This window comes from Burkholderia sp. LMU1-1-1.1 (genome assembly GCF_040675865.1).
Classification (GTDB): Bacteria; Pseudomonadota; Gammaproteobacteria; order Burkholderiales; family Burkholderiaceae_D; genus Rugamonas.
Genome location: NZ_JBEGHG010000024.1, coordinates 14,705 through 35,181 on the forward strand (window position 1 = coordinate 14,705; position 20,477 = coordinate 35,181).

General features: G+C 66.1%; 14 protein-coding genes. 13 read left to right on the forward strand and 1 reads right to left on the reverse strand.

The genetic code is table 11. From position 1 onward, the window contains the following. Nucleotides 1-167 precede the first annotated feature (167 nt). The 5 genes from MRBLMU1_RS20915 (at nt 168) to MRBLMU1_RS20935 (ending at nt 7,012) form a co-directional block, all read left to right on the forward strand. On the forward strand, nt 168-881 hold the full coding sequence (locus MRBLMU1_RS20915; RefSeq protein WP_363505176.1) for a 4'-phosphopantetheinyl transferase family protein: 714 nt from the start codon (nt 168-170) through the stop codon (nt 879-881). Between the two features lie 145 nt (nt 882-1,026). Further along, complete coding sequence (locus MRBLMU1_RS20920; protein WP_363505179.1) at nt 1,027-2,325, forward strand: MFS family transporter; 1,299 nt, start codon at nt 1,027-1,029, stop codon at nt 2,323-2,325. A 109-nt stretch (nt 2,326-2,434) separates the two neighbouring features. Next, the gene (locus MRBLMU1_RS20925) at nt 2,435-3,307 is read left to right on the forward strand and encodes an RNA polymerase sigma-70 factor (protein WP_363505182.1); all 873 of its coding nucleotides are present in this window, start codon (nt 2,435-2,437) and stop codon (nt 3,305-3,307) included. 200 nt (nt 3,308-3,507) lie between these two features. Then, entirely contained in the window at nt 3,508-6,426 is a 2,919-nt protein-coding gene (locus MRBLMU1_RS20930; RefSeq protein ID WP_363505185.1) for a patatin-like phospholipase family protein, read from the forward strand. Nucleotides 6,427-6,538: 112 nt separating this feature from the next. Continuing rightward, nucleotides 6,539-7,012, forward strand: coding sequence for a carboxymuconolactone decarboxylase family protein (locus MRBLMU1_RS20935; RefSeq protein WP_363505188.1), 474 nt, complete (start codon nt 6,539-6,541; stop codon nt 7,010-7,012). Between the two features lie 18 nt (nt 7,013-7,030). Here MRBLMU1_RS20935 and MRBLMU1_RS20940 read toward each other — a convergent pair whose 3' ends face one another. Beyond that, nucleotides 7,031-8,488, reverse strand: coding sequence for a right-handed parallel beta-helix repeat-containing protein (locus MRBLMU1_RS20940; RefSeq protein WP_363505191.1), 1,458 nt, complete (start codon nt 8,486-8,488; stop codon nt 7,031-7,033). Nucleotides 8,489-8,731: 243 nt separating this feature from the next. Between MRBLMU1_RS20940 and MRBLMU1_RS20945 the strand changes: the two genes are divergently transcribed. The 8 genes from MRBLMU1_RS20945 (at nt 8,732) to MRBLMU1_RS20980 (ending at nt 20,395) form a co-directional block, all read left to right on the forward strand. Continuing rightward, nucleotides 8,732-11,518, forward strand: a complete 2,787-nt coding sequence (locus tag MRBLMU1_RS20945) for a TonB-dependent receptor (protein WP_363505194.1) — start codon at nt 8,732-8,734, stop codon at nt 11,516-11,518. A gap of 2 nt (nt 11,519-11,520) precedes the next feature. After that, nucleotides 11,521-12,441: an EamA family transporter gene (locus MRBLMU1_RS20950; RefSeq protein WP_363505197.1), complete on the forward strand. Its 921-nt coding sequence runs from the start codon at nt 11,521-11,523 to the stop codon at nt 12,439-12,441. A 25-nt stretch (nt 12,442-12,466) separates the two neighbouring features. Then, nucleotides 12,467-13,768: a D-tagatose-bisphosphate aldolase, class II, non-catalytic subunit gene (locus MRBLMU1_RS20955; protein ID WP_363505200.1), complete on the forward strand. Its 1,302-nt coding sequence runs from the start codon at nt 12,467-12,469 to the stop codon at nt 13,766-13,768. Beyond that, entirely contained in the window at nt 13,762-14,952 is a 1,191-nt protein-coding gene (locus tag MRBLMU1_RS20960; protein ID WP_363505203.1) for an SIS domain-containing protein, read from the forward strand. Before MRBLMU1_RS20955 ends, MRBLMU1_RS20960 begins: the two co-directional genes overlap by 7 nt. After that, the gene (locus MRBLMU1_RS20965; protein WP_363505206.1) at nt 14,936-15,916 is read left to right on the forward strand and encodes an N-acetylglucosamine kinase; all 981 of its coding nucleotides are present in this window, start codon (nt 14,936-14,938) and stop codon (nt 15,914-15,916) included. Before MRBLMU1_RS20960 ends, MRBLMU1_RS20965 begins: the two co-directional genes overlap by 17 nt. Before the next feature lie 212 nt (nt 15,917-16,128). Continuing rightward, nucleotides 16,129-17,238 carry an amidohydrolase family protein gene (locus MRBLMU1_RS20970; protein ID WP_363505209.1) on the forward strand — a complete coding sequence of 370 codons (1,110 nt, stop codon included), beginning with the start codon at nt 16,129-16,131 and terminating at the stop codon, nt 17,236-17,238. Nucleotides 17,239-17,335: 97 nt separating this feature from the next. Continuing rightward, nucleotides 17,336-18,163: a DeoR/GlpR family DNA-binding transcription regulator gene (locus MRBLMU1_RS20975; RefSeq protein WP_363505212.1), complete on the forward strand. Its 828-nt coding sequence runs from the start codon at nt 17,336-17,338 to the stop codon at nt 18,161-18,163. A gap of 63 nt (nt 18,164-18,226) precedes the next feature. Continuing rightward, nucleotides 18,227-20,395: a glycoside hydrolase family 36 protein gene (locus MRBLMU1_RS20980; RefSeq protein ID WP_363505215.1), complete on the forward strand. Its 2,169-nt coding sequence runs from the start codon at nt 18,227-18,229 to the stop codon at nt 20,393-20,395. Nucleotides 20,396-20,477: the final 82 nt, after the last annotated feature.

The window sequence follows — 20,477 nt, forward strand, 5'->3', positions numbered from 1 at the left end:
CGACAGGATTTCGATGCATGGGACTTCCTTCGACGTTATGCGGTGATGTAAAAACGAACACGATACCATGCCCGTCCCTCCACCGGCAGAGCCGATCCTCCGGTAAGATTCGCGTCAACTATTGATTTTTAAGAATATTAATTTGCATGAGCGACTTATCGCGACACGTGTATCTACTGGATTGGCCTGTCGACGGCGCGGCGACGCTCCCTGTGGCGTGCATCCGCTTCCAGCCGGCGGCGATCGACGCCGACAGTTTCCGTTCGGCCGGCATCGATTGCCCCGCCCACATCGCCGCCGCCGTGCCCAAGCGGCAGCGGGAGTTCTTTTACGGCCGCTTGTGCGCACGATCGGCGATGGCGCCGCTGCGCCGGGACATCCCCCAGATCGGCACGGGTCCGATGCGCGAACCGCTGTGGCCGGCCGATCTGATCGGCAGCATCACCCACGCGGCCGACATGGCGGCGGCCGTGGTACTACCCGTCGCCATGGGCTATCACGGCGTGGGCATCGATATCGAGACCATCCTCGGCGGCCAGGGCGCGCAGGAGGTGCGCGCCATCGTGGCCAATGACGGCGAATTGCGCCACCTGGCCGGATTTGAAGAGGCGCTTGGCCCCGACGTCCCCCTGACCCTGGTTTTCTCCGCCAAGGAAAGCTTCTTCAAAGCGGTGCATGGCGAGGTGCGGCGCTACTTCAACTTCGATGCCATCGAGCTCGAACACCTCGATCTGGCGGCGCAAAGCATGCGCTTCCGCGTGTGCGAGGACCTCACGCCCCGCTTGCGGCGCGGGGTCCGCTGCGAGATCGGCTTCCAGATACTCGACGCCACGCACATCGCCACCTTGTGCCTCTGGCGGCGCGCGGCGGAAGGCGCCTAGCCAGGACGGCTCGGCCGCACGGGGCGTCCCCAACCTAACGCGCCAGCAGTTTCAGCTGGGATACTTTACAATCGCAAGCCATATCGCGGCCTCGTTCATATTGCGCCGCGATGAACAGTATCCAACTATCTCGCGAGGAACCCACATGGCCGCCACGGACCACCCCCATTACACCGCCGAAGAAAAACGCAAGCGGGTATTCGCCATCATCAGCGCGTCGTCCGGCAACCTGGTCGAATGGTTCGACTTCTATGTCTACTCGTTCGCATCGATCTACTTCGCCAGCCAGTTCTTCCCTAGCGGAAACTCCACCGCCGAATTCCTGAAAGCGGCCGCCGTCTTCGCGGTCGGCTTCCTGATGCGCCCCATCGGCGGCTGGATGTTCGGCCGCATCGCCGACCGGGTCGGCCGCAAGAAGTCGATGGTCATTTCCGTGCTGATGATGTGCGGCGGCTCGCTGGCGATCGCGGTGCTGCCGACCTACGCCACCATCGGCGTCGCCGCGCCTATCCTGCTGCTGGTCATCCGCATGTTCCAGGGCCTGTCGGTGGGCGGCGAGTACGGCACCACGGCCACCTACATGAGCGAAGTGGCGCTGCGCGGCCAGCGCGGCTTCTTCTCGTCGTTCCAGTACGTGACCCTGATCGGCGGCCAGCTGCTGGCGGTGTTGACCGTGGTGGTGCTGGAGCAGTTCCTCAGCGAGGCCGAACTGAAGGCCTGGGGCTGGCGCATCCCGTTCGTGATCGGCGCCATCGCCGCCGTGGTCTCGCTGATGCTGCGCCGGACGCTGCACGAAACCATCAAGCCGGAAGACAGCAAGAACAAGGACGCCGGCACCCTGGCGGGCATCTTCAAGCACCACCGCGCCGCCTTCATCACCGTGCTCGGCTACACCGCCGGCGGCTCGCTGATCTTCTACACCTTTACCACCTACATGCAAAAGTACCTGGTCAACACCTCGGGCATGCCCGCCAAGACGGCCAGCGTGGTCATGACCGGCGCCCTGTTCCTGTACATGTGCATGCAGCCGCTGTTCGGCATGCTGGCCGACCGCATCGGCCGCCGGCAATCGATGATGCTGTTCGGCGCGCTGGGGGCGCTGGCGACCTACCCCATCCTCGCCATCCTGCGCGGCAACACCAGTCCTTACCTCGCCTTCGCGCTGATCACGGTGGCGTTGGCGATCGTCAGCCTGTACACCTCGATCAGCGGCCTGGTGAAGGCCGAGATGTTCCCGCCCGAAGTACGGGCACTGGGCGTCGGATTCTCCTACGCCATCGCCAACGCCATCTTCGGCGGCTCTGCCGAATTCGTCGGCCTCGGCTTCAAGAACCTGGGCCACGAAAACTGGTTCTTCATCTATGTGACGGTCATGATGGCGATCGCCTTCCTGTTCAGCCTGCGCCTGCCCAAGACGCCGTCGTATCTGCATACGGATCACTGAAACACGGCGCTCCCTGACCAGTCCGGAGGGGGGTGCCAGTTAAGGTAGGATGTCACAAAACGCGCCGCTCGCGCGTCTAGCAGGGAAGACCACTCCATTTGCAGACACCATGACAGACTCCGCCGCCTTCACCGCCCTCAGACCCCGCCTGTTCGCCATCGCCTACCGCATGCTCGGTGTGCGCGCCGATGCCGAGGACGTGGTGCAGGACGCGTGGCTGCGCTGGCACGGCAGCGACCAGTTGGCGGTGCAATCGGCCGAAGCCTGGCTGGTGACCCTCACCACCCGCCTGGCCATCGACCGCCTGCGCGCACGCCAGGCCGAGCGCGAAACCTATGTGGGCTGGTGGCTGCCCGAGCCCATCGTCGAACTGGATGAGCGCACGCCCGAAAGCAGCGCGGAAATGGCCAGCGAGGTATCCATGGCGTTTTTATGGGTGCTCGAACGCCTGTCGCCCGAGGAGCGCGCCGCCTTCCTGATGCGCCAGGTGTTCGATCACGACTACGCCGACATCGCCGACATGCTGGGCAAAAGCGAGGCCGCCTGCCGCCAGATGGTGCACCGCGCCCAGGAGCGGGTGCGCCAGCAAACACCCCGCTTCGACGTGCCCAAAGACACGCACCGCGCCCTGCTCGGACGCTTCATGGCCGCCGCCCAGGCCGGCGACCGCGCCGCCATGAAGACCATGATGGCCGACGACGTGCAATTGGTGTCCGACGGCGGCGGCAAGATCAAATCGTTCATGCGCATCCTGCGCGGCGCCGGCCGGGTGGCGGGCGTGTTCTGGTCGCTGGAGCACCAGTATCCCCACAATGTCGCCTACCGCCAGGCCAGGGTCAACGGCGAACCGGGATTGCTGCGCTATGTGGAAGGCAAACTGGAGTCGGCGCAATCGTTCGTCATCGAGGACGGCCGCATCGCCGCCGTGCTGGTGGTGCGCAATCCGGACAAGCTGGCCGGCATTCCGCAAACGATAGTGTGAAAGTCGTCCCGGGCGGCGGCGACCCGTCCGCGCTGTCGCCAACCCTTAAAAATATCACAATTGCAAGTTTCACGGCACACATCTTCACAATTACAACAGTTATATTTTTTATATCATAAGGCGTTTTTGTTTCATCCGACGGGCGTATGCTTATCATGCAAGCGGCTTCAACGACTTGAGAAAAATCAAGGAGAGATGTCATGGCTGATAAACAAACGCCGCACACATTCGCCGCGGTGTTCGCCCACGAGCAGGCGCTATTCACGCCTTCAAAATCATCGGACACGGCGGCCGACGCCGGACAGCCCAAGACCGCGGACGCCACGATGTCATCGCTCTATGCCAGCGCGGCGAAGCGGCAGTTCGCCGGACTTGCCCTGTCCGGCGGCGGCATCCGCAGCGCAACGTTCAATCTCGGCGTCCTGCAGGCGCTGGCGGACCTGGGGCTGCTGAGCAAATTCGACTATCTCTCCACGGTGTCCGGCGGCGGCTACATCGGCGGCTGGCTGAGCAAATGGATACATGGCGAGCCGGGCGGCGTGGCCGAAGTGGAAAAGCAATTGCGCAGCGCCGGCGACGGTCCCGCGCCCCGCTCGGAGCCGCCGGAAGTGCAATTCCTGCGCAAATACAGCAACTACCTGACGCCAAAGAGCGGCCTGTTCACCGCCGACACCTGGACGCTGATCTGCACCTATGTGCGCAACACGCTGCTGAACATGACCATGCTGGTGACCTGGATGGCGCTGCTGTTCCTGCTGCCGCGCGTGATGCTGCTGGTGGTCGACGGGCTGCGCGACCATCAGCGCGCGGTCGTCCTGCCACTGGGCGCGCTCATTTTCCTGCTGTGCGTCTCCAGCATGGCATTGAATATCTCGCTCAAGGGGCCGGTGCTGCAAACCTACGGCTGGCTGCAGGATCAAAAGTGGGTGCTGCGCAGCGTCTGCTACCCGCTGATGATCGCCGCCTTCCTGGGCAGCATCGCCTTCGTGCAGTACCGCGACGAAATGATCCGCTACCTGGACGAGCTTACCTTTCCATCCCGCGAGGCCGCCTACCTGCTGTTGCCGGGCCTTGTGTACTCGCTGTTCTGGGGCGGCGGCTGGCTGCTGGCGCAAGTTCTGAACCGGCGCGCGGCGCTGGCGCCGGACGCGCCGAAACGCTGGCGCTTCTCGCCGGGCGCGTGGCGCCAGACCGGTTCGGAGGCGCTGGGCCACGCGCTGTGCGCCATCGGCGCGCTGGCGGTAGGCACCCTGCTGACGGTGTGGTTGTGCAAAAGCTTGGGCGCTAGCGCCTTGAGCGGCTTGATCAACGTCCATCTGGTAACACTGGGCATGCCGGCCATGCTGTGCGTCTTCGGCGTGACGATGACCTTGATGATCGGGCTGATCGGCCGCCTGTACAGCGACGCCAGCCGCGAATGGTGGGCCCGCCAGGGAGCGTGGACCGTGATCATGGCGGCGGCCTGGCTGGTGGTGTGCTGCGCCACGTTCTATCTGCCGCCGCTGCTGGCCTGGGCGTTCGACCGCTACGCCACATCGGCGTCGCTGGCCACCGGCTTCACCACCCTGGTCACCTACCTGGGCCTGCGCTCGGGCAGCGGCAAGGGGACCGGCCAACCGGGCAAATCCGGCAGGCTGGAACTGGTGGCGCAACTGGCGCCGTACGCGTTCAGCGTGCTGTTTCTCGGCCTGCTCACCACCGGCTTGATGGCGCTGATCGCCGGCGGCCTGCCGCCCGTCCCGTATCCAGCTTTCTTCGACGACGCGGCGGTCCTGCCGCTGTTCTTCGACCGCTATCTTATGCTCAGCGACAACCTGGCCTGGCGCGATATCCTGCCGACCATGGCGGTCTGCGCACTCGCCGCCGTACTGCTGGGCTGGCGGGTCGACATCAATAAATTCTCGCTTTATATGATGTACCGGCTGCGCCTGGCCCGCGCTTATTTCGGCGCCAGCAACAACACCCGCGTGCCGCATCCCTTCACCGGATTCGATCCCGGCGACGACCTGCCGCTGAACGACCTGCTGCATCCGCGCGCGGAAGCGGGCGAGCCGGTGCGCGCCGGACCCGTGCCCCGGCCCTACCATTTGTTCAATAGCGCGGTCAATCTGGTGCAAGGCTCGGAACTGGCGTGGCAGACCCGCAAGGCCGCGAACTTTGTTTTCAGCCCGGCTTTTTGCGGCTTCGAATTGCCGGCCGAGAACGTCGCGGCCGGCGGCTTTCGCCCCACCGCCTCCTACGCCGCGCAAAGCGCCTTCGGGGACGACCACGACAACGGCATCAAGCTGGGCACCGCCGTCGCCATCTCCGGCGCGGCCGCCAGCCCCAACATGGGCTACCACTCGTCGCCGCCGCTGAGCTTCCTGATGACGCTGTTCAATCTGCGCCTTGGACGCTGGTCGCCCAATCCGGCCGGGAACACCTGGCGGCGCGCGTCGCCGTCCTTCGGTCTGTTTTGCATCGTCAAGGAACTGTTCGGACTGACCAACGCGGAATCCGATTTCGTCTATTTGTCGGACGGCGGTCATTTTGAAAACCTCGGCTTGTACGAGCTGGTGCGGCGCCGGTGCCAACTGATCGTCGTGGTCGACGCCAGTTGCGACAACGACGACCGCTTCGAAGACCTTGGCAACGCCATCCGCAAATGCCTGACCGACTTCAACGTGCCGATCACGCTGGACGTGGCCAAGCTGCCCGGCGTGGCCGGCGGCGCGCCGCGCGGCAGTTTCGTCAACGGCCGCATCCACTACCACCAGGCCGACGGCGGCACCCAGGAAGGCGTGCTGTTGTACCTGAAACCGGCGCTGACCGGAGGCGAGAACGCCGATATCTTCAACTACAGCCGCTTGCATCCGTCGTTTCCCCACGAAACGACGGCCGACCAATGGTTCGACGAGAGCCAGTTCGACAGCTATCGCAGCCTGGGGCGGCACATCGCCACCCGGGCGTTGGGTCCGGCCGTGGTGGCGGCGGTCAGGGGCGGCTCGCGCGGCGACGAGCAGGGTTTCATCAGCCGGCTCGGCGACGCGTTGGCGACACCGCGTCCGCCGCCCCGGCGCGTATCGATCCGCCGCAAAGGGCCAAACGGACGCGGCCGCGCGCAGGCGGGTCGCCCATGAAGGGCCACGCCGCAAACTATTTTCCAAAAGCTGTCACAGGCCGCGCGGCCGGCCCGTCTAACAAGGTATGAGCGGCGCACGGTGCGCCCCTCCTTCCTTGAAAGGCACCATCATGACGCAAGCCGCCCGTATTTCCTGCTTCTACTCCGCCGCCCCGGCCAATCTGCAAGCCATGATCGCGCTATCGGCGTCGGTCAAGAAAAGCTCGCTGGGCGTGCGCCTGGTCGAGCTGATCAACCTTCGCGTGTCGCAGATCAACGGCTGCGGCGTGTGCGTCGACATGCACTGGCGCGACCTGATCAAGCAAGGCGCCGACCCGCGCCACCTGAACGCCATCGCCGGCTGGCGCGAGGCGCCGTCCTCGTTCTTCAGCGACGGCGAACGCGCGGCGCTCAACTGGGCCGAAGCGGTCAACGCGCTGCCCCACAAGCAGCCGACCGACGCCGATTTCGCCCTGCTCAAGGAACATTTCAACGAGACCGCGATCGCTGAAATCAGCTACGCGATCGCGGTGATCCGTGGTTGGAACGTGATCAACGCCAGTTTGCACAACCAGATCCCGGAAGTGCCGGCGCCGGGATTCTAATTCACCCCTGCCCTTCGGCTAAGGCGCGGTGCCGTATTCGTCCGCGCCCAGATCGATCACGCCTTCCGCCCGCGACTGGCCGTTGATGTCCTTGACGCCGTTGACCGGGATCGCGCCGGAAGGGAAGTAAGTCGCCCACAGCGGCGAGGTCCAGGTGGTCAGCGCGGCGCCGACGGCCCCGACGTTGATGGCCGGCGAGGTCTGTTGAAGGTTGAGGTTGCCGGTCTGCGGCGCCACGTAGCGCGGATCGGCCTTGACCTGGGTGCCCGGCAGGTTGGTCGAGCCGGATGCGCCGCCCCACCACAGATTGACGCCCCACACATTGCCGCTGTGTCCGCTGCCCTCGACCACGTAGTTCTCCGCGATCGTGCCTTCGCCGTAGAAGATGTTATTGCTGAAGCGGGAATCGAGCACCTTGTACTGGAACACCACCTCCGTTCCCCAGCCCATGTTCTTGTAGAAGGAATTGTTGTTCACGTGGATGCGGCGCGCCTGGCCCGCACCGGAAGAATAGCCGCCCACCGACAAGCCTGCCTCGCGGTTGTTGTAGACGAAATTATTCGTCATCACGATATCTTCGGTGGCCTTGCCGCTGTGTTCGCTGGCGAATTCAAATCCGATGTCGTTGCCGCTCGAGACGTTGCGGTCGAAGATGATGTTGCGCCCGCCGTCGACATAGAAGCCGCCCGCCGAGCCCTCGCCGCCGTACCACGGATTGGTCGAGCTCGAATTGTTTGTCGCGATGTTGTTGCGGACCATGCCGTTGCGGACCCGGTCGTTCTCGCCGCAACCCGAGCACTCGCCCTCGTAGCCGATGAAGTCGAAACCGATATTGTTATTGTCGTGCACGTTGTTGTTCAGCACCTCGAAGCGGTCGACGTTGCCGTTGATGACCAGCGCCTCGCTGGCCTGCAGCACGTTTTTATAGACCTCGTTGCCCTGCACCAGCAGGTCGGTGACGCCGGTCGCGTTCGTGCCGAACACGGCCACACCATGGGCGCCGACCGAGCACGGGTCCTTGCAGGTGCTGGTGTTGCGGATGTCGTGGACTTTGTTGTTGACGATCTGCAGCTTCGCACCGTTCCCTTCGATCAGGATGCCGACCGGCGTATTGCTGCCGCTCGACGTAAAACCCGTCACGTCGAACCCTTCCACCCGCACATAGTTTGAATTCTTGATCGTGATCAGCCCCTGGCGGCCGGTCGGGCTCAACCCGCTGCCGCTGATGATGGCGCCGGGATCGCCTTTCAGCGTGATAAAGGCGCTGGCGGTGCCGGATTTCCCGGAGATCTGCACCTTTTGCGCGTAAGTGCCCGCCAGCACGCGGATGGTATCGCCAGCGCCGGCCTGGTCCACGGCGGCCTGTATCGATTGGCCCGGGCTGACGGTCATGCTGGCGGCAAGCGCGGCGCCAACACAGGTGGATAGCAGCAGGCCGGCAACCACGCGGCCCGCAGTAGTTTTGACACAGTTCATAGGCATTTCTCCAGTTGGGTTAAGCGACCGGCCATCTCATCCGGGTCGCGAAAAGAATAGTAGTAAGCAAACAAAGAAAATACAAGAAACTTTCGAATTATTTCGATTGCAGTCAAAAAGGCTTATACGGCACTTTTGCAACGCTAGTCTCGATGCTTAACGAAAGACTTCGAAAGTTCCTTGCATTTTCGATTTCGTTTTATTACTATCGGTGGCAGACAACAGAAAAAACAGGAGAATGGCATGGATGGAGCAATTGGCAAGGGACTTCGACGCAGCCTGATGGCGGTGGCCGTGGAGATGGCGTTGTATGGGATCGCGCATGCCCAGGCCCAACCGGCACCGGTGCAGCAACAAGCCGGCGCGGAGCAGGAGCCGCCGCCGGTCGTCGTTGTGACCGGCGCGCGCGCCGCGCTGGCCCGATCGCTGGAACTGAAACGCAACGCCGACGTGATCCAGGACTCGATCTCGGCGACGGAACTGGGCCGCTTCCCGGACGATAACGTGGCCGACTCGCTGACGCACATCTCCGGCATCTCGGTGTCCCGCACGCGCGGCGGCGAAGGCCAGTACATCAACGTGCGCGGGCTGGGTTCCGGCTACAACATCGTCACCCTGAACAAACGCATCCTCGCCACCGACGGCGACGGCCGCGACTTCGCCTTCGACGTGCTGCCGTCGGAGGTGATCAGCGGCGCCGACGTGATGAAATCGGCCGAGGCGGCCCAGATGGAAGGCAGCATCGGCGGCTCGGTCAACCTGCGCTCGGCGCGGCCGATGGACAATCCCGGCTACCACGCGTCGGTGCGCTTCGAGGGCGACCGCAACGACCTGTCGCGCAAGAACGGCGGCAAGCTCTCCGGCGTCGTCAGCAACACCTTCAACAACAACACCATGGGCGTGCTCGTCGGCGCCGTGCTCTCCAGGCGCAACGTGCGCACCGACTCGCTCGGCTACCAGACCTACAACGCCGATTCTCCGGGCAGCTTCGACGCCAACGGCGACGGCGCCATCGGCAGCGGCGAAAGCAATCTGCTGGCGCCGTGCTGCATCTCCTTCGGTTCCATCTTCGAGGAAAAGAAACGCACCGCGCTGTCCGGCGCGTTCGAATGGAAGGTCACGCCGCAGTTCCGCATGACGGTCGACGCGCTGGCCACCCGCCTCGATTCGCCGCAGGTGGGCTACCAGCAGTCGTACTACGTCGAGCACGCGCCCGGCCGCTGGTCCGACGTGGTGATCAAGGACCGCCTGATCACCAGCATGACGGTGAGCGACCTGGTGCCCGAAATGAGCAACGTGACCACCGACCGCGTGGTCGACACCCGGCAACTGGGTTGGCACGGCGACTGGAAACCCAGCCCCGCCCTCAAGCTGTCGGGCGACCTGTACCGCTCGACGTCCGAGCGCGATTCCGGCGGCAAGGATAGCTTCGTCGTCGCCGGCATCGCCGGGCGCAACACCGGCTACTACCGCGCCAACAACGGCGCCCTGCCCGACATCCGCGTCACGCTCGAAGATGGCCGCGACCTCGCGACCGAACTGGCGGCCGGCCGCCTGGGCAACAAGGACTACGGCGTCCACTTCGCCGGCCTGACCGGCACCGACATCAAGGACACCGTCGACGGCGCCACGCTCGACGGCCGCCTGTCGCTGGGCGGCGCCTGGCACGTCGACGCGCTGCAGTTCGGCGTCAGCGCCACCAACCGCAAGAAGGACCGCAACGCCATCGGCAACGAGAAGAGCGGCGGCGCCTGCCAGTACTGCAATATGTACTCGACCACCTTCTCCTCGCTCGGCGCCGACGTCGTCAGTCCGATGACGCTGCCGAACTACATGCGCAACGCCGGCGGCAGCTTCCCCGGCAGCTTCATCCGCTTCGACGTGCCGGCCTATTTCGCCGCGCTCAAGAGCCTGGACGGCAAACCGGTCCTCGACGACAGCGGCAACCCCACCGGCGAGACCTTCGACGTCCGCAAGTCGCAACCGGTGTTCGTGCCGACCGACTCCTATTCGGTGCGCGAGAAGACCGCCACCCTGCACGGCCAACTGGAGCTGTCGGGCGAAAACTGGAACGGCAACATCGGCGCGCGCCTGGTGCGCACCAGGACCAGCTCGCGCAGCGCGATCGACCAGATCGTCGCCATCGACGACGCCACGCCGGACATCCCAACCAGCAGCCCGATCGTGACGTACAGCCCGGCGGTGCCGGTGTCGCAGGACGGCAGCTACACCAAGCTGCTGCCATCGGCCAACCTGAGCTGGTGGGCGCGCGACGACTTCGTGGTGCGCGGCGCGCTGGCCAAGGTCATGGCCCGTCCCTCGCTCGACAAGCTGGCGCCGACCCGCACCGACAACACGCTCGACCGCAGCTACATCCTCAACATCGTCGGCGATCCGAATCTGCAGCCGACGACGGCCGTGCAGCAGGACCTGTCCGTCGAGTGGTACTACCGTCCGAAATCGGCGATCACGGCGGCCGTCTTCGCCAAGCAGATCAAGAATTTCGTCACCTACCAGACCGACGAACACGTCGACATCGGCGTGCCGGGCTACCTGTACACGGTCACGCATCCGGTCAACGGCGACAAGGCCCGCGTGCGCGGCATGGAGATCGGCGTCCAGCACCTGTTCGACAACGGCTTCGGCATCAACGCCAAGTTCGCCAAGACCTGGACCAAGGCCTACCAGGGCGGCGCCTACGTCGGCCAGCTCGAAGGCGTGGCGCCGACGGCGTCGTCGCTCGGCTTCCTGTACGAGAAGAACGGCGTCAACGCCTCCATCTCGTTCGACTACACCGGCGAATACACGCAAAGCACCAATGTGCTGGCCGGCTTCCCGAACAAGGTCGACTCGCTGACGTGGATCACCGCCTCGGCCTCGTGGGACATCACGCCGACGATCACGCTGTTCGTCGAAGGCAAGAACCTCGGCGATGCGGTCATGCGCTCCAACCTGGGCCGCGCCGACGCGCAGTACGGCTTTGAAACCTGGGGCCGCACCTACGCCGCCGGCATGAGCGTGAAGTTCTAACCATGACATCTTCGATAACGATGCCCAACAAAGCAGGCACCCGTCCCACCGGCTGGCTCGGCTACGCGCTGACCACCACCCTGCTGTGGGGCGTGTGGGGCGCCTTCGCCGGCCTGCCCGGCCAGAACGGTTTTCCCGAAACCTTGATCTACGTGGTGTGGGCGCTGACGATGGTGCCACCGGCCCTGCTGGTGCTGGCGCGTAACGGCTGGCGCGTGCGGCGCGACGCCCGCTCCATCGCCTTCGGCCTGACGATCGGCCTGCTCGGCGCGGGCGGACAGATGATCCTGTTCTACGCCGTCAAGGCCGGACCGACCTATCTGATCTTTCCGCTGATCTCGCTGTCGCCGGTGATCACCATCGCGCTGTCCTATCTGTTCCTGCGCGAACGCACGGGCATGCTCGGCGTCGCCGGCATCGTGCTGGCGGTGTGCGCGCTGCCGCTGTTCGACTTCACGCCGGGCGGCGCGCCACGCCAATACGGCCTGTGGTTCGTGCTGGCCATCGGCGTGCTGCTGGCCTGGGGCCTGCAAGCCTACTTCATGAAGCTGGCCAACGCCAGCATGGACGCCGAGAGCATCTTCTTCTACATGACCGCCAGCGCCCTGCTGTTCATTCCGGTGGCGCTGGCGATGACCGACTTCTCGCAGCCGATCAACTACGGCCCGAGCGGACCGTTGCTGGCCGCCGCCACGCAAATCCTCAACGCGGTCGGCGCCCTCACGCTGGTGCACGCCTTCCGGCACGGCAAGGCGCTGGTGGTCTCGCCCCTGGTCAATGCCGGCGCGCCGCTGCTGACCACGGTGATCGCCATGACCTTGGCGGCCACGCTGCCGAATGGCTACAAGCTCGCCGGCATCGCGCTGTCGCTGGCGGCCGCGCTGTGCCTGGCCCTGCAGCCGGACGACAACCCACCCGCCTGAACCAACAGACTTCAAGGAACCTGACATGCAATATCTTCTCAACCTGGTGCGGCGCCACAAGGCCGGCGAAGCGGCCGGCATCTACTCGGTGTGCTCGGCCCACCCGCTGGTGATCGAGGCGGCCATGGAGGTGGCGGCCGCCGCCGGCGAGCCGGTGCTGATCGAGGCCACCTCGAACCAGGTCAACCAGGATGGCGGCTACACCGGCATGACGCCCGTGGCCTTCCGCGACTTCGTGCACGGCATCGCCGGCAAGGTCGGCCTGCCGCGCGAACGCGTGCTGCTCGGCGGCGACCACCTGGGCCCGAACGCCTGGCAGGACCAGCCGGCCGACGACGCCATGGCGCGCGCCGAGGTGCTGATCGAACAATACGTGCTGGCCGGTTTCCGCAAGATCCACCTGGACTGTTCGATGTCCTGCGCCGGCGATCCGGTACCCCTGCCCGACGCCATCGTCGCCCGCCGCGCCGCGCGGCTGTGCGCGGTCGCCGAAACCGCCTGGAAGCAGGCCGGCGGCGAGGCCCCGGTCTACATCGTCGGTACCGAAGTGCCGGTGCCCGGCGGCGCGCATGAGGACCTCGACGAACTGGCGGTCACCACGCCGCAGGCCGCGGCCGCCACCAGCGCGGTGCACCGCGCAGCCTTCGCCGAGGCCGGCCTGCACGCCGCGTGGCCGCGCGTGATCGGCCTGGTGGTGCAGCCGGGCGTGGAGTTCGACCACCACAAGGTGATCGACTACCGCCCGGAGAAGGCGCAAGAACTGAGCCGCTTCATCGAGGGCGAGTCCACCATGGTCTACGAAGCCCACTCGACCGATTACCAGATCCGCGACAGCCTGGCCGCGCTGGTGCGCGACCACTTCGCCATCCTCAAGGTCGGCCCCGGCCTGACCTTCGCGCTGCGCGAGACACTGTGGGCGCTGGCCGACATCGAGGAGGAAATGCTCGACGGCCGTCCCGGTTCGAACTTCAAGAACGTGGTGCTGGAGACCATGCGCGCCGAGCCGGGCTACTGGCTCAAGTACTACGGCGATCCTGTGCGCGTCCGCTTCGACCAGCAGTACAGCCTGAGCGACCGGATTCGCTATTACTGGCCGCACCCGGATATCCAGCGCGCCCAGACGGCGTTGATCGACTACCTCGAACGCCACGCGCCGCCGCTTACCTTGCTGAGCCAGTATCTGCCGGCCCAGTACGAGGCGGTGCGCGAAGGCCGCCTGCGCAACCGGCCGGCCGACTTGCTCAAGGAAGGCGTGGCCAGAGTGCTGCGTCAATATATGGACGCCTGCGCGGCAGGCGCCGCAACAAAGGAGTTGGAAACATGTTAGTAGTAGATAGCAACACAAGCATCCTCGGCATCGACGAGGCCTCGCTGGACGCGGCCGGCGCGGGCCTGACGGCGCGCGAAGTCGCACAACAAGGCGTCGTCTGGCCGAAGATCGCCGCGCTGCTGGCCGGCCGGCGCGCCGGCCTGGACGCCTTCCTCGCCCCGCTGCTGGCACGGCCGGACCTGCGCATCGTGCTGACCGGCGCCGGCACCTCGGCCTTCATCGGCGAATGCCTGGTCCCAGCGCTGCTGCGCCAGGGCTTGCGGGCCGAGGCCGTGCCGACCACCGACCTGGTATCCGGCCCGCATTCGTTCCTGCAACCGGCCGTGCCGACCTTGCTGGTGTCGTTCGGCCGCTCCGGCAGCAGCCCGGAAAGCGTCGCGGCGGTGGCGCTGGCCGACCAGCTGGTCGCCAACGTGCACCACCTGGTCATCACCTGCAACGCCGACGGCGAGCTGTATCGCATGGCCGAAGGCCGCGCCAACGCGCTGGCGATCCTGCTGCCCGAGGAGACCCACGACCGTGGCTTCGCCATGACCACCAGCTTCACCTCGATGTTGCTGTCGGCCGCGCTGGCCTTCGGCGCGGTGAAGGACGCCGCCGTGGGCGCGCCATCGGCCGCCGCGCGCCAGCTGCCGCACACCGCCTTGCCGCTGCTGAACGAACTGGTGGCGCAACGCTTCAACCGCGTCGTCTACCTCGGCAGCAACGAGCTGGGCGGGCTGGCGCGCGAGGCCGCGCTGAAACTGCTGGAACTGACCGACGGCCAGGTGGTGGCGCTGTTCGATTCGCCGCTGGGTTTCCGCCACGGGCCGAAGACCATCGTCAACGACCGCACGCTGGTGGTGGTCATGCTGTCGAACGACGCGCACGCGCGCCGCTACGACCTCGACCTGCTGCGCGAGTTGCGCAACGACGGCCGCGCCGGCCGCGTCCTGGCGTTGAGCGGCATCGCCGAACCGGCCCTGGATGGCGATTGCGTGCTGTTGGACGGCATGGGCGACGCCGGCGAACTGGCGCTGGCGCTGCCGTATATCGTATTCTGCCAAAGCTACGCGCTGCTGCAATCGCTCGACCTCGGCCTGCGCCCGGACACGCCCAGCGTCTCCGGCACGGTCAACCGGGTGGTGCGCGGCGTGACGATCTATCCATGCGAAGGAAAAAACGATGTTTCTGGGCGTTGACGGCGGCGGCACCAAAACCGCGTTCGCACTGGTGGACGCGGACGGCTACGTGCGCGCGCGGCACGAGGAAGGCAGCGCCTACTATCTCGAGGTGGGGATGGAGGGCGCCGCAGCGATGCTGGAACGCGGCTGCCGGGCGCTGTTCGCCGCCGCAGGCATCCGCGCCGACGATGTCGCGCAAGCCTTCTTCGGCCTGCCCGCCTACGGCGAGGACCGCGCCGTCATGCCCGCGCTCGACGCGCTGCCGCGCGCCATCCTCGGCCACGACCGCTACAGGTGCGGCAACGACATGGTGTGCGGCTGGGCCGGCTCGCTGGCTTGCGCCGACGGCATCAGCGTCATCGCCGGCACCGGCTCGATGGCCTACGGCGAATATGGCGGCAAGCAGGCGCGCGCCGGGGGATGGGGTGAATTGTTCAGCGACGAGGGATCGGCCCACTGGATCGCCCGCGCCGGGCTGGGCTTGTTCTCGCGCATGAGCGATGGACGGGCGCCGCGCGGCGAGCTGTACGACCTGGTGCGCCAGCGGCTGGCGCTGCGGGAGGATCTGGACCTGTGCGGCGTGGTCTACGGTGATCTGAAGGGCGAACGCAGCGGCGTGGCGCGGTTGTCGCGGCTGGTGAGCGATGCCGCCGCGCTGGGCGACCGGCAGGCGGTGGCGATCATCGACGCCGCCGCCGGTGAGCTGGCGGCCCTGGTCGATGCCGTGCGTGGCACGCTGGGCGTGGCGGATGATGTCGAGGTCGCGGTGTCGTTCACCGGCGGGCTGGTTGGGGCGGACGGGCCGTTGCGGGTGCCGCTGACCAGGGTGCTGGAGGGCCGCGCGCGGCCATACCAAGTGGCGCCGCCACTGTTCGCGCCGGTGCTCGGCGCAGCGTTGTATGCAGCCCGCGACGCCGGCACGCCGCTCGACGCCATCGCGTTGCATCGTTTGTCCGGGTCAGGGCCGGACGGACCGGCGTGATTGGCAATGTCATGCGACGCCGACGGCGCATAGATGGCGGATTACGGCGTTCCGCCTAATCCGCCCTACGTGTCACCGTGGTCCATTGAATCCACGTATCTGCGGACACGTCAACCCGCAAATCACGGAGACACGTAGGGCGGATTAGCGAAGCGTAATCCGCCATGCATGCGGCCACGCGGCATAAATAAGCACCAATAAAGAGGAACCCCATGCGTTTCACCCTAATATCAATCGTACTCGCCGCCTTGTCCGCCCTGCCCGCCCACGCGGCCAACGACACCTACACCATGGCCGACTTCGAAAAAGTAGCGAAGATCGACGCCCACCTGCACCTGCACGGCGACAGCCAAACCGCCTACCTCGCCCAAGCCCGCAAGGACAACTTCCGCGCGCTGACCATCAACGTCGACTACGGCGACTTCCCTCCCCCGGCGCGGCAACGAGAAGTGGCCAGCAAACTGGCCCACGCCCACCAAAAGGATGTCGCCTGGGTCGCCACATTCTCCACCAAAGGTTTCGAGCGCCAAGACTGGACCGCAACCACCCTCAAAGACCTCGACACCGCCCTGGCCGACGGCGCCGTCGGCGTCAAGGTGTGGAAAAACATCGGCATGGACCTGCGCGACGCCACCGGCAAACTGGTGATGGTGGACGACGCCCGCTTCGACCGCCTGTTCAACGGTCTGACCCAACGCGGCGTCATGGTGCTGGGCCACCAGGGCGAACCGCACAACTGCTGGCTGCCACTGGACAAAATGACGGTCAACAGCGACCGCGAATATTTCAAGGCCCATCCGGCCTACCACATGTACCTGCACCCGGAAATGCCAAGCTACGACCAGCAAATGGCCGCCCGCGACCGCCTGCTGGCCAAGCACCCGACATTACGCTTCACTGGCGTCCACCTGGCGTCGCTCGAATGGGACATCGACCGGCTGGCGGGTTTTCTGGACGCCCACCCGGCCGTCAATGTCGATGTCGCCGCGCGCATCGGCCAATTGCAATACCAGTCGCAGCGCGACCGCGAGCGCGTGCGGGCATTCTTCATCCGCTATCAGGACCGGCTGATGTACGGCTCCGACCTGGCCCAATCGGCCGCCCAGCCCGACCAGGAGTTCGCCAAGGACCTGGACACCGTCTGGCGGCGCGACTGGCGCTACTTCGCGACCGGCGACAGCGTGACGGTGCCCGAGCTGGACACGCCCGCACGCGGTTTGTCCCTGCCACGACGGGTAATCGACAAGCTGTTCCGTGAAAACGCCGAAAAAACCTTCCCAAACGCCTGGCAAAACACGCCGGCAAGGGCTTCCGGGCGCTGAACGGAAGGATAACGCCGAACTTTCGATTCTTTTCGCGCCGGGCGTCCTGTATCATCGGGAACACTCTTTATTTGCGCAAAAATTGGAAAGATCGGCAATGAAAAAAACCCAGAAGACGGAAACGAAAGCCATAGCGAAGGAAGCACCCGCGGACAACAACCTGCTGGTGGAGGAACGGCGCCGCCATATCCGCGAGCTGGTCGCCGAGCGCGGCCGGATCACGGTGGCCGAGCTGGTGGCGATGTTCGACATCTCGCAAGTCACCGTGCGCAGCGACCTGAACGCGCTGGCCGAGATCGGCGCCGTGGTGCGCACGCGCGGCGGCGCGCTGGCCCAGCGGGCCGACGAGGACCTGCCGATCGGCGTCAAGCAAACCTTGCGCCGCGCCGAGAAGATGCGCATCGCCGAGGCGGCCGTGCAGCTGATCGGCGAGGGACAGACCATCGTGCTCGATTCGGGCACGACGACGGCGGAAATCGCCAAGCAGATACGCGGCTTGAAGCTGCAGTCGATCAACGTCATCACCAACGCGCTCAACATCGCGGTGCTGCTGGCCGGCGCGCCGCACGTGACCCTGATCATGCTGGGCGGCGTATTGAGGCCCAGTTCGTACTCGCTGGGCGGGCCGCAGGCCGAGGCGGCGTTGCAGGGGCTGCACGCGGACATCCTGTTCCTCGGCTTCGACGGCCTCGATCCGGAGATCGGCGTGATGACGCCGCATCTGCTGGAAGCGCGCCTGAACTCGCGCATGCTGGAGATCGCGCGCAGCGTGGTCGCGGTGGGCGACTCGTCCAAGATCGGACGGCGCAGCCTGTCCGTGATCGCGAAGATCGAACAAGTCGACCGCATCATCACCGACGCCGGCGCGGCGCCGGAGACGGTCGAAGCGCTGCGGGCACGCGGCGCGCAAGTCGTGCTGGTGTAGGTGGTCGCTGCGGCCGCCCTGCGCCGGCCATGCAGTCCACCTACAAGACAGACGAGGAGATGTATGAAGCAAGCGCACCACAAGGCCAACGACCGGGACAACGAACAGGGACAGAATAACGAGCACGACCAGCGGCGCCGCACCCTGCTGGGATGGCTGGCCGGAACGGCGGTGGCATCGGCCACGCCGGCTTCCAGCGCGTGGGCCGCCGAAGCGGCCACGATGGCCACGGCCGCCGCAAAGGCCGACCGCAAGAACGTCGCGCGCATCGGCGACGCCGCCATGGCGCTGGAATTCGACGGCCAGCTGCGCTGCCGCGTGCTGTCGAAACACGCGCCGCGCGCCACCGCCGTCACAGCGTTCGCCCCGAGCGAACGGCTGCGGCTCAAAGACGGCCGCTGGATCGAGCGCTTCGCGCTGACCGCGCAGGCGGCCGACCGCGTCGACGGTCCGCACGGCGCCGGCATGCGGCACCGCTTCACCGGCGTGGCGGCCGAAGGCGTCGAAAAAACCGTCAACGTCACCTTCTACGAGCGCCATCCGGGCTTCGCCATCGTCCGCGTCAGCTACCGCAACACGGGCGCCGGCCCGCTCGCCGTCACCGCCTGGAGCAACAGCGGGCACACCTTGCAGCCCGCCGCCGGCCGCAAGCCGGAATTCTGGACCTATTCCGGCGCCAGCCACCTGGACCGGCGCGACTGGGTCCAGCCGCTGAAGGCCGGCTTCGACCAGCGCAACTTCATGGGCATGAACGCGTCCGACTACGGCAGCGGCACGCCGGCGGCCGACGTCTGGCAGCGCGACTGCGGCCTGGCCGTCGGCCATATCGACACCGTGCCGCGCCTGGTGGCCCTGCCGGTGCGCGCGGTCAAGGGCGGCGCCGCGCTCGCCGTCGAATGCGAACTGGAGGCCACGTTGCAGCCGGGCGAATCGCTCGACACGCTCGACACCTTCCTGGCGCTGCACACGGGCGACTACTTCGGCGCGCTGGACCGCTACCGCCAGGTGATGGCCGAACGCGGCCTGCGCTCGCCCGACTGCCCCGACGAATGCTACGAGCCGATCTGGTGCGCCTGGGGTTACGAGCGCGATTTCACGGTCCCGCTGATGGTCGGCACGCTGAAAAAGGCCAAGGAACTGGGCCTGGAATGGGCGGTGCTCGACGACGGCTGGCAGACCAACGAGGGCGACTGGAAGATCGACACCAGGAAATTCCCCGGCGGCGAAGCCGACATGCGCGGCCTGGTCGGCTCGATCAAGGATGCCGGCCTGAAGGCGCGCCTGTGGATCACGCCGCTGGCGGTCGATCCCGGCTCGGACCTGCTGCACGACCACACCGACATGCTGTTGCTGGACAAGGACGGCGCGCCGCAACTGGTGACGTGGTGGAACAGCCTGTACCTGTGCCCGGCCTACCAGCCGACCATCGACATGACCCGCGACCTGGTGCGCAAGATCCTCGGCGAATGGGGCTACCAGGGCCTCAAGCTCGACGGCCAGCACCTGAACGGCGTGGCGCCCTGCCACAACCCGGCCCACAAGCACGCGCGCCCCGAGGAATCGGTCGAGAAGCTGCAGGATTTCTGGAAGATGGTGTACGACACGGCGATGGAAATCAACCCCAAGGCGGTGGTCGAGCTGTGCCCCTGCGGCACCTCGTACTCCTTCCACAACATGCCGTACATGAACCAGGCGCCGGCCGCCGACCCGCTGTCGTCGTGGCAGGTGCGCCACAAGGGCAAGACCCTGAAGGCGCTGATGGGGCCGTCGGCGCCGTACGCGGGCGACCACGTCGAACTGAGCGACGGCGGCGAGGATTTCGCCTCGACCATCGGCATCGGCGCGGTGCTGTCGACCAAGTTCACCTGGCCGGTCGATCCCAAGCCGAAGGACAGCTTCCTGCTGACGCCGCGGCGCGAGGACAAGTGGCGCAAGTGGATCGGCATCTACCGCGACAAGATGCTGCCCAAGGGCGTCTATCGCGGGGATCTGTACGACATCGGCTTCGACAAGCCGGAAGGCCACGCCGTGGAGAAGGACGGCAGGCTGTATTTCGCCTTCTTCGCGCCGCGCTGGGACGGGCCGGTCGAGATACGCGGCCTCGGCGCGGGGCGCTGGCGCCTGCGCGACTATGTCGACGGCCGCGACCTGGGCGAGGTGGGCGGCGCCGGCAACGCCAAGGTGGCCTTGCGCTTCGAACACGCGCTGCTGCTCGAGGCGGTTCGGGTCTAGGCGGTTCGGGTAAGGCGCCCACGGCGTCGCGCCCCCGGCCTGTGCGCTGTTGCTACAACGCACAGGAACATTTCTTAATTGC